This is a genomic window from Rufibacter psychrotolerans (assembly GCF_016924645.1).
Lineage (GTDB): Bacteria > Bacteroidota > Bacteroidia > Cytophagales > Hymenobacteraceae > Nibribacter > Nibribacter psychrotolerans.
The window spans coordinates 301,942-312,272 of the sequence record NZ_JAFFJV010000004.1; the positions used below are offsets into that span (position 1 = coordinate 301,942).

The 10,331-nt window shown below is 53.2% G+C and carries 6 protein-coding genes; 4 read left to right on the plus strand and 2 right to left on the minus strand.

Annotated elements, in window-relative coordinates; translation table 11 throughout:
- Positions 1-93: 93 nt before the first annotated feature.
- Positions 94-948 carry a glycoside hydrolase family 25 protein gene (locus tag JT718_RS05780; RefSeq protein ID WP_205500921.1) on the minus strand — a complete coding sequence of 285 codons (855 nt, stop codon included), beginning with the start codon at positions 946-948 and terminating at the stop codon, positions 94-96.
- A 141-nt stretch (positions 949-1,089) separates the two neighbouring features.
- Positions 1,090-2,679 (minus strand): peptide MFS transporter, encoded by a 1,590-nt coding sequence (locus JT718_RS05785; protein WP_205500922.1) that lies wholly within the window; start codon positions 2,677-2,679, stop codon positions 1,090-1,092.
- A gap of 248 nt (positions 2,680-2,927) precedes the next feature.
- On the opposite strand from JT718_RS05785, the gene pckA reads away from it, so the two are divergent.
- From pckA to smc, 4 genes are all read left to right on the plus strand, one after another.
- Positions 2,928-4,511 (plus strand): phosphoenolpyruvate carboxykinase (ATP), encoded by a 1,584-nt coding sequence (gene pckA / locus JT718_RS05790; RefSeq protein ID WP_374729154.1) that lies wholly within the window; start codon positions 2,928-2,930, stop codon positions 4,509-4,511.
- A 122-nt stretch (positions 4,512-4,633) separates the two neighbouring features.
- Positions 4,634-5,347: a 16S rRNA (uracil(1498)-N(3))-methyltransferase gene (locus JT718_RS05795; protein ID WP_205500925.1), complete on the plus strand. Its 714-nt coding sequence runs from the start codon at positions 4,634-4,636 to the stop codon at positions 5,345-5,347.
- Between the two features lie 27 nt (positions 5,348-5,374).
- Positions 5,375-6,040: a DUF4159 domain-containing protein gene (locus tag JT718_RS05800; RefSeq protein WP_205500927.1), complete on the plus strand. Its 666-nt coding sequence runs from the start codon at positions 5,375-5,377 to the stop codon at positions 6,038-6,040.
- Between the two features lie 646 nt (positions 6,041-6,686).
- Positions 6,687-10,247, plus strand: coding sequence for a chromosome segregation protein SMC (gene smc / locus JT718_RS05805; RefSeq protein WP_205500936.1), 3,561 nt, complete (start codon positions 6,687-6,689; stop codon positions 10,245-10,247).
- The last annotated feature ends 84 nt before the right edge of the window (positions 10,248-10,331 follow it).

Consider the following 10,331-nt stretch of genomic DNA (forward strand, 5'->3'; position numbering starts at 1 on the left):
TATTTACCCTTTCCACGACTTCAAATAGTTACAAACCTCTTACAGGTTTACTCCTATAAGATTCATACTATAATTTTATAAAGCTCTGCAGGCTTACAGCGTCTCAGGTTCATAGCACATGTTGTACAAATCTTCCATAGTGCCGTTGAACACGTTCAGGTCCAGGTTGCCCTTTACCCCTTCCAGGCGGCCGGTTTCGGTGTGCTGCCAGAAGACCCAGTCACGGTTGGCCAGGCGGTGGCTTTTCTCGGGGCTGTAGTGCGCCACCCACAGCGGGTAGGCATCAAAATACCCGGCCAGGTGCTTTTCATAGAACGCGTAGTTGGTGTAGATGATGGGCTTGAGTCCGTACTCCTCCTCTACCATGTCCAGCCACAGTTGCACGCCGGCCCTAATTTCCTCGTCAGACTGGTGGTTGGTCACCTCCACGTCCAGCACGGGCGGCAGGTCTCCCGCTTCCAGTTTTACCCGGTTCAGGAAATTGCGGGCTTGTTTCTCGGCGTCGCGCGCGGGCAGGAAGAAATGGTAGGCTCCCCTGAGCACGTCGTGTTTTTTGGCCTGGCGCCAATGCCGGGCAAAGTAGCGGTCCTGGTGGGTAATGCCCTCAGTAGCCTTGATGAATGTGAACTTGATCTTCTGCGCCTTGACGGCTTTCCAGTCTATCTCGCGCTGGTGGTGCGAAATGTCCAGCCCGGTCACCTCATAGCCCTCCGGCGAAAAGGTCACGGCCGTATTGGTTTGGGTGGCCTCTTCCACCTTGTGCCGAAGAAAAGCCAGGCGACCGCCTTCCTTGAAATACTCAATAATAAGGCACAGCACCAGAAAGCCCGCGATGCCCAGCGTGAGCGGCTTCCACCAGGTACCCGCAGAGGCAGTGGCGGACTTCTTGCGGGAAGCCGTTCTGGTGGGGCGTTTACGGGGGGCGAGGGGCTGGTTTTTGTTCTTCATTCTCCTACTGGGGGCGGGCGGTGCGCGGCGCTCCTTCTCTGTCTTTACAAATTTACCAAATCTTTTCTGACCATCCCCGCCCAAAAAAAAGCCTCTGCCGCACCAGCGCGACAGAGGCTTTTGGATTAGGCCGTACCCGAATTAGTGTACGCCGTGCATTTTCTTTTTAAGCGTTCCGTTCAGGGCCAGCATGACCAAACCGGCCAGGATAGGCAGCGCGGTAAAGATCAGGAAGAAGGCCGACATGGAGTACTGCTCGGTGATTTTGTCAATAAAGGAACCGGTCAAACCAGCCAGGTAATTGGCTACGAAGTTCGCAATGAACCAGATCCCGAACATCAAGCCTACCAGGCGGGCCGGCGAAAGCTTGCTCACGTAAGAAAGCCCTACCGGCGACACGCAAAGCTCACCCAGGGTATGGAAGAAGTACGCCAGGATTAACCACACCATGCTCACCGAGGCCGTCTTGGCGCCCTGCGGAATAGAAAGCCCGCCGTAGGCCAGAATACCAAAGCCAATGCCCAGCAGGAACAAGCCTAGGGCGAACTTCACCGGACCCGATGGGTTAAACCGGCTCTCCCAGATCTTGGAGAAGATGGGCGCGCAGGAGATGATGAAGAATGAGTTCAGGATCTGGAACCAGGAAGCAGGCACCTCGGTGGCATCGGCCGCGAATTCACGCTGCAGCATCCAGATGATAATGCCCCAGATAATGACAAAGCTGGTGCCCAGGAACAGGTTGGAGAAAGGTATATGCTTGAACGTCTGCCGGAACAGGTTGCCAAGCACCACCGTCAGGATAATCATGGGCACTACCACCAGGATGGCATTCACCCACTTGAAGACCGTGGCCGTGCCGCCCTCCAGCAGGCGGTTGGTGTAGTCTACCGCAAAGATGGTCATGGAGCCGCCGGCCTGCTCAAAGGCCATCCAGAAGAAGATGGTGAAGAAAGCCAGTACTGAGATCACAATGATCCGGTCCCTTACCACGTGCGAAGGCTCTTCCTGCGCTTTGGCCGCAGCCGTTACCGCCGCATCAGCAGCCGTTTCCTGCTTGGGCGACAGCCCTATCTTGCCGAACAGGTTCTTGGAGAAGGCAAACTGCAGCATGCCAAACAGCATGAAGATACCCGCCAGCCCGAAGCCCCAGCTCCAGCCTACTTTCTCCCCAATGTACCCGCACAGCAGGATACCCAAGAACGCGCCGGAGTTAATGCCCATGTAGAAGATGGTGTACGCCGCATCTTTCTTGTCTTGGTTCTTAGCGTACAGCTGGCCCACCATGGAAGAGATATTGGGTTTGAACAAGCCGTTGCCCAGAATTATCAAACCAAGGCCAATGTAAAAGAACACCACCGTTTCCAGCGCCATGCTCGCGTGCCCCAGGGTCATGAGGAGCGCCCCTAAAATGATGGACGTACGGTAGCCCAAAAATTTATCGGCAATGTAGCCTCCCACAATGGGGGTCAGGTACACCAAACCGGTGTAGATACCATATAATCTCAGGGCTTCGTCCCGTTCCCAGGCCCAGCCCCCGTTCGCAATGGTGGAAGTTAAGAAGAGCACAAACAGCGCCCGCATTCCATAGTAGCTGAAACGCTCCCACATCTCGGTAAAGAAGAGCACAAACAGCCCCGGGGGGTGCCCTCCTTTCAGATCGGTTTCGTTGTCTCCGTACGGAATGTTATGCTTACTGACTTGGTCATTAAGCGGATGAACTCTTTGAGACATAAAAAAGGGTTTAAGTTGTTGTTTGTATAACGTCTGATGTTACTACAATTGGTAAATATATCATAATACCGGCAGACCGGCAAACACAGTGCCGGTTTGGGGGCCAAAAAGAAACTTTGCCCGCATAGGATAACATACGTTAGTTTTTTTATAAATTTGGGAATCAAAATTCTTCTCTCCATTTCTATTTTGAAATTTTAAAAAATAAATCTTCCTTTATGAAAGAAATTGGCAAAAGATCTGTCACCATGGATTTAACAGGAATTGGAATTGCAGAAGCGAAAGAGGTTCTCTGGAACCTCTCTCCGGCAGAGCTGGTGGAAGAGGCCCTCAGGAACGGGGAAGGCTACCTGACGGATACCGGAGCCCTCATGTGCGATACCGGCGCCTTCACGGGTCGCTCTCCCAAAGACCGCTATGTGGTGCGGGATACCGAAACGGAAGAATCTGTATGGTGGGGCGATATCAACATCGCCTATGATCCTGCCAAGTTCGAGGCGTTGTACCAGAAGATGCTGGCGCACCTGAAGGGCCGCAAACTCTACGTACGCGATGCTTACGCGGGAGCCCACCCAGACTACCGCCTGAACCTGCGCGTTGTGAACACCTTAGCCTGGCATAACCTGTTTTGCCATAACATGTTCCTGCGACTGAGCGAGGAAGAACTTGAGCACCACACCCCGGAGTTTACCATCATCAACGCCCCTGAGTTTGTGGCTGATCCGGCCGTGGACGGCACCCGCCAGCCTAACTTTGCCATCATCAACTTCTCCCGCAAGATGATCCTGATAGGTGGCACCGGATACGCCGGCGAGATGAAGAAAGGCATTTTCTCAGTATTAAACTACCTGTTGCCGCATACCCGCAACACGCTCTCCATGCACTGTTCGGCTAACGTAGGCCAGGACGGCGACACCGCTATCTTTTTCGGGTTATCTGGCACGGGCAAAACCACCCTTTCCGCCGACCCGAACCGCGGCCTGATTGGTGACGACGAGCACGGCTGGACCGAGGACAGCGTCTTTAACTTTGAAGGAGGCTGCTATGCTAAGGTGATTGACCTCACCCGCGAAAAAGAACCGCAGATCTGGGATGCCATCCGGTTTGGGGCCATTGTTGAAAATACACGCTTTAAACCGGGCACCCGTGAAGTAGATTACACCAATAAATCAGTGACGGAGAATACCCGTACGGCCTATCCCATAAACCACATTGACAATGCGGTGGAACCGTCCAGAGCCGGTATTCCCAAGAACATCTTCTTCCTGACCGCTGATGCCTTTGGGGTGTTGCCTCCTATCTCGCGCCTGAACAAGTGCCAGGCCATGTACCACTTCATCTCGGGGTATACTGCCAAAGTAGCCGGTACTGAGGTAGGCGTTACCGAGCCGCAAACCACGTTTTCGGCCTGTTTTGGGGCGGCTTTCCTGCCCTTGCACCCCACCACTTACGCCGAGATGCTGGGCAAGAAAATGACCGAGCACAACGTAAATGTGTGGCTGGTGAACACCGGCTGGACAGGCGGCGTGTACGGTGTGGGCTCTCGCATGAAACTGGCCTACACCCGGGCCATGATCACTGCGGCGCTTACCGGTGAGTTGCAGGAGGTCACGTTCAGCAAGCACCCGGTGTTTGGCATGGAAGTGCCGGAATCCTGCCCTAACGTGCCGGCTAACATCCTGAACCCACGCAACACCTGGTCCGACAAAGAGGCTTACGACCACAAAGCGCATGATCTGGCCAAAGCCTTTATTAAGAATTTTGAAAAGTACGCGTCTTACGCGAACGAAGAGATACTGGCCGGTGCTCCTGAAGTAGCGGTCGAAGCGTAGCACTCAATTATTTCCTTCATCCTATTAAAGCCTTTCATTGTATGGAAGGCTTTTTTTATGAAGGTTGCTCCCCTGCGGGAATTTGGTGTATTTTTGGAAAAACAGCTCTAAAACAGATTTCCATGCACCTCTTCTTTACGCCAGATTTGCAATCCACTGATAAAACCTACACCCTCTCTGAGGAAGAGTCAAAGCACTGCGCTCGGGTGCTGCGCTTAGGTCAGGGAGACACGGTCACGTTGGTAGATGGTCGGGGTGGTTTGTATCAAGCAGAGATTGCGGAGGCGAACCCTAAGAAGACGAAACTCAGCATCTTACACCATCAGGCAGACTACGGAAAGCGCGACTACCGAATCCATGTGGCAGTGGCGCCCACCAAAAATATGGACCGCATGGAGTGGTTCGTGGAGAAGGCCGTGGAGATGGGCATTGATGAGATCACGTTCCTGCAATGCGCCCGCTCCGAACGAAAAGCCCTGAACCTGGACCGCATTGAGAAGATTGCCGTCAGCGCCATGAAGCAGTCTATGAAGGCGTACATGCCCCTTCTGAACCAACTCACCCGCTACACAGATTTTCTCAAGCAAGCCGTAGATGGGCAAAAATTCATCGCGCATTTGGTGGAAGGCCAGGAACGCCACTCCTTAGCGAAAAGCATTTCCGGCCAGGACACGTACACCATATTGATTGGCCCGGAAGGCGATTTCAGTCCGGAGGAAGTGGAACAGGCGCTGGAAGCAGGCTACAAACCTGTCACGTTGGGTCAAAGCCGGTTAAGGACCGAGACTGCTGCTTTAGCCGCCTGCCATACCATTCACGTACTACTTGACGTTTAAGGTTTTAAGCCTCTTTTCCCGAAAACAATGCAAAAACGGTTTCTTCTCTGGAGTCTTCTTTTCTTATTAGCCTCCAGCGCTTTATACGCCCAGCGCCCCAGCTTCCGGATTGCCCGCCTGAAATACGGCGGCGGCGGTGATTGGTACGCCAATAAAACCTCCTTGCCTAATCTCATTGAATTCTGCAACCGCGAGCTCAAAGCCAACATCGCCCCGCAGGAAGAAAGCGTGGAGCCCGGCAGTCCCGAGATCTTTGACTACCCCTTCGTGCACATGACGGGTCACGGCAACGTGGTCTTCACCGAGGCCGAGGTTCAGAACCTGCGCAAATACCTCACCGGCGGTGGTTTCCTGCACATAGACGATAATTACGGCTTGGACAAGTTCGCCCGCCGCGAGATGAAGAAAGTCTTCCCGGAGCTGGATTTCATAGAACTGCCGTTTAACCACCCCGTGTACCACCAGAAATTCGATTTCCCCCGCGGCTTACCCAAAATCCACGAGCACGACAACAAACCACCCCAAGGCTTTGGGATCATCTATCAAGGCCGGTTGGTGTGCTTCTACTCCTATGAGTGCGATTTAGGCAACGGCTGGGAAGATCAATCGGTGCACAACGACCCCATTGAAAAGCACCAAGCCGCGCTCCGGATGGGCGCCAACCTGATCGCCTATGCATTGACGAACTTTTGATATCTACTTTCACAGAATTATCATTTTGCAAGGCGCGGATTTACTTCCGTGCCTTTTTTATTTGTTGGCTAGGAAGTTAATCCGCGCCATAGGCGAGTAAATTCATCTATAAAGACAGTTTTCGAAATCTCTGCTCCACTCAACAACCTTTCATAAGCCCAATGCGGGCCAATTCAAACAAAACAACTGCTGGCGCGAGCTTGCAGCTCGTGTCCACACAATTGAAGATGCACCCTTTGATATTATCCTAGGCTGTGTCTGAAAAATGGCGGGGCAGTACCGTTTTGGGGCTGCTTTTGGGAAAGTAGCCCCAAAAAGCCGACCTACAATAGGCAATGGCGGCAGAGATCAGCCGAGGGAAATCGGATGAAAAAGCTCCGGGAGCATTTTTCAGACACAGCCTAACACAATGCTTTTTAGGGCATGTTGTATGATCTGCTAACGTGCGGACACGAGCTGCAAGCTCGCGCCAGCGAAAGACCAGCGGGAAATGCATCCTCTAAGAGCAAGGAACGGTATCCTCTGCTTTCTGCTTCATCCAAAAATCTACTACAAACCCGGTTAAAACAACTGCCTCTTTCTTTCCCCTAGTCAAACTCTTTTTAGTATTTTTGGGTTTGGGGTCAGGAGTACTGGCCGGAAGTGTATGGAATTAGCAAGATTAGAGATCAAGGGCTTCAAGAGTTTCGGGGACAAAGTCACCATTAACTTTGACAGCGGGATTACCGGAATCGTGGGGCCGAACGGCTGCGGCAAGTCCAACATCGTGGATGCCATCCGATGGGTGCTGGGCGAGCAGAAAACCAGAAACCTGCGCTCTGACAAGATGGAGAGCGTAATTTTCAACGGTACCAAGAACCGGAAGCCGCAGCAGATGGCCGAGGTATCCCTCACCTTCAACAACAACAAAGGCGTCTTGCCCACCGAGTACTCGCAGGTGACCATCACCCGCCGCTACTACCGGTCCGGCGAGAGTGAGTACCTGCTCAACAACGTCACCTGCCGCCTCAAAGACATCAACGACCTGTTCCTGGACACCGGAATCGGGTCTGATTCCTACGCCATCATTGAGTTGAAAATGGTGGACGACATCCTTACCGACAAAGACAACTCCCGCCGCAACCTGTTTGAGGAAGCGGCCGGGATCTCTAAGTTCAAGGTGCGCAAAAAGCAGACCCTTAAGAAACTGGAGGAAACCGATGCTGACCTGGAGCGTGTGGAAGACGTGTTGTTCGAGATCGGGAAAAACCTGAAGAGTCTGGAGCGCCAGGCCAAGACCGCCGAGCGCTACATCAATCTGAAGAACGAATACAAAAAGCTGAGCCTGGAGTACGCCCGCCGCAACATTGGTCAGCACCAGGAAGCGCTGGAGCGTCTGGAGAACGAACTGCAGAAAGAAACCGAACGCAAAGGCTCCTACTCTGAAGAACTTACCCAGTTGGAGGAGGCTTTGCAGGAGCAGAAAGTCCTTCTGGACCGAACCCAGCTGGAGCTGCAGAACAAGCAGAAAGAAGTGCACGAGCATACCGCTCAGCTGCGCCAACTGGAAAACGATATCAAGCTGAAAAGTGAGCGCAACCTGTACCTGCAGGACCGGGTGAAGACCCTGCACATGCAAATCAACCTGGATACCGCCAGCATCACCCAAACCGAGAGCAGCTTAGGTCAGCTGCAGAACGACCTGGAGCAGATTCAGGAAGATTTGCTGATTTCTGAGGAGCAACTGGGCCTTACCAAAAAGGAGCTGGAGCACGTGAACCAGCAGAAAGCCGATCTGCAGAGACAGCTCCAGGAAAAGACCGTGGCGCAGCGCCAGATCCAGAACGAGGCCTTCACGGTGAACAAGAGCATCGAAATCACGCAGGTGCAGATGCAGGCCCACCGCCTGGAACTGGAGCGCCTGCAGGAAATGGAAGGACACGAAAGCGAGATCCTGCAGCAGCACGAGGAAACCCTGGCAGAAACCAAGAGTTTTCTGGAAGAAGCCCAGGAGAAACTAGCCGATTTGCAGGAAGCCGAAGCGCAACTGCAGGTAGAGATTGCCCAAACCGAGGCTACCCTGCAGGACTATCGCCAGCAGCTCATCGACCTGAACCGCGAGGCCGACGCCAAAAAGAACCAGTACCACCTCATGAAATCGCTGGTAGACAACCTGGAAGGTTTCCCAGAGGCCATCAAGTTTTTGTATACCTCTGAGAACTGGCAAAGCCCGGCTCCTCTCCTGTCAGACATCATCTCGCCGGACCCCGAGTACAAGAGCCTCATTGAGACGTACCTGGAGCCGTACATGAACTTCTTCGTGGTAGACTCGGCCACCGAGGCTGTGGAAGCCATTGAGCTCCTGAAAGAACAAAACAAAGGCCGGGCAAACTTCATCATCCTCTCGGAGGTGGAAGACATGGAGATTCCGGCTACCGTGAGCACGCCCAAATACAAGGCGGCGCTGGAAGTGGTGCAGGCCGAGGAGAAATACCACCCGCTGCTCTGCTACATGCTCAACGAGGTCTACCTCACCAGGAGCACTGATACGGAGTTATTCCTGAGCGATGGCCGTACCTACATCCAGACGGATGGCTCGGTGATCAAGAAGCCGCTGAGTTTATCCGGCGGATCGGTGGGCTTGTTTGACGGCAACCGGTTGGGCCGCAAGCAGAATTTGGAGAAACTGGCCGAAGAACTGGAAACCATTGAGGAAGACCAGGAGCGCCTTAAAATCAAGATCAGTACGCAGCAGCAGAAGCTGCAGAACCAGAAAGAAACCACCAAGCAGGAGCAGATCCGTTTGCAGGAGCGCGAGATCAACAACCTGCAGCAGGAGCTGGTGAGCCACAAAGTGCGCTACGAGCAGTTCCTGTTGAACCAGCAGAACCAGGCCAGCAAGAAAGACGAGCTCTTCGAGAAGATCCAGGAGCTGGGCGACAAACTGGCCGACCTGATGCCGGATGCCGAGAGCAAGAACATGGCCCTGAAAAGCTATGAGCAAGAGTTGCACAGTTTGGCGCAGGTTTTGGAAAAACAGAACGAAATCATCTCTGAGATCAGCGGCATCTTCAACCAGGAGAACATCAAGTTCCACCAGCTCAAGAACCGTTTACAGAGCATTCAGCAGGAACTGGCCTATAAACAGAAAGCCGTGCTCAACCACCAGGAGCGTCTGGTGCAACTGCAGGATGAACTGAGCCGCGCCGAAGACGAAACAGTGGCCCTGGACCAGTTTGTGGATGACCAAAGCCAACTGGTGGAAGAAGGCATGGTGGCCCGCAAAGAATTGGCCCGCGAACTGGACGAGATGGAGAAAGCCTACTTCTCTCTGCGCGGCGAGATTGACGAGAAAGAGAAAAGCATCAGGGAACTGCAGCGCAAAAAGCAGAACACCGATGAGGTGTTCCAGTCCATGAACCAGGCCATCACCGATACCCGCATCAAGTTAGTATCTGTGATTGAGCGACTTTCGGCGGAGTTCAACATGAACCCTGATGATCTGGCCGAGGCTCCTACCGAATCCTTGGACATCAGCAACGAGGAACTGAGCCAACAGGTGCAGGCCGTGAAGCAGAAGCTGGATAACATAGGTCCTGTGAACCCCATGGCTGCCGAAGCTTACCAGGAAATTGACACCCGCAACCAGTTCATCCTCACCCAGAAGAATGACTTGCTGGATGCCAAGAACCAATTGCTGGACACCATCGCGGAGATTGACACGGTGGCCAAGGAGAAATACCTGAGCGCCTTTGAGCAGATCAAGGAGAACTTCATGCGCGTGTTCCGCTCGCTCTTTACCGAGGAAGATACCTGCGACCTGTACATTGCGGACCCAAGCAACCCGCTGGAGTCTAAGATTGAGATCATGGCCCGCCCTAAAGGCAAGCGCCCGTTGACCATCAACCAGCTGTCCGGGGGTGAGAAGACGTTGACGGCTATTTCGTTGCTGTTCGCCATTTACCTGCTCAAGCCCGCGCCGTTCTGTATTTTTGACGAGGTGGATGCGCCGCTGGATGATGCCAACATTGACAAGTTCAACAACATCGTGAAGAAATTCTCCGGCGACTCACAGTTCATTGTGGTGACGCACAACAAACGCACCATGGTTTCTACTGACGTGATCTACGGCATCACCATGCTGGAGGCCGGTGTATCGCGCGTAATTCCAGTTGACCTTCGTGACCTGGCGCCGGAACCGGTGACCGAAGCAGCGATGTCGGCATAAAGAATAGAAAAGCTGAAAAGCAGATCGGCCGGTTTTTTAAGGTTTTTTTTGAAAAAACAGGAAAAACAGCCCGAAGGGTTTAAA

Bases quoted from the DNA above. Each gene is read 5' to 3' on its own strand.
- pckA (WP_374729154.1), top strand. From the start codon at position 2,928: ATGGATTTAACAGGAATTGGAATTGCAGAAGCGAAAGAGGTTCTCTGG.
- JT718_RS05795 (WP_205500925.1), top strand. From the start codon at position 4,634: ATGCACCTCTTCTTTACGCCAGATTTGCAATCCACTGATAAAACCTAC.
- JT718_RS05800 (WP_205500927.1), top strand. From the start codon at position 5,375: ATGCAAAAACGGTTTCTTCTCTGGAGTCTTCTTTTCTTATTAGCCTCC.
- JT718_RS05780 (WP_205500921.1), bottom strand. From the start codon at position 948: ATGAAGAACAAAAACCAGCCCCTCGCCCCCCGTAAACGCCCCACCAGA.
- smc (WP_205500936.1), top strand. From the start codon at position 6,687: ATGGAATTAGCAAGATTAGAGATCAAGGGCTTCAAGAGTTTCGGGGAC.
- JT718_RS05785 (WP_205500922.1), bottom strand. From the start codon at position 2,679: ATGTCTCAAAGAGTTCATCCGCTTAATGACCAAGTCAGTAAGCATAAC.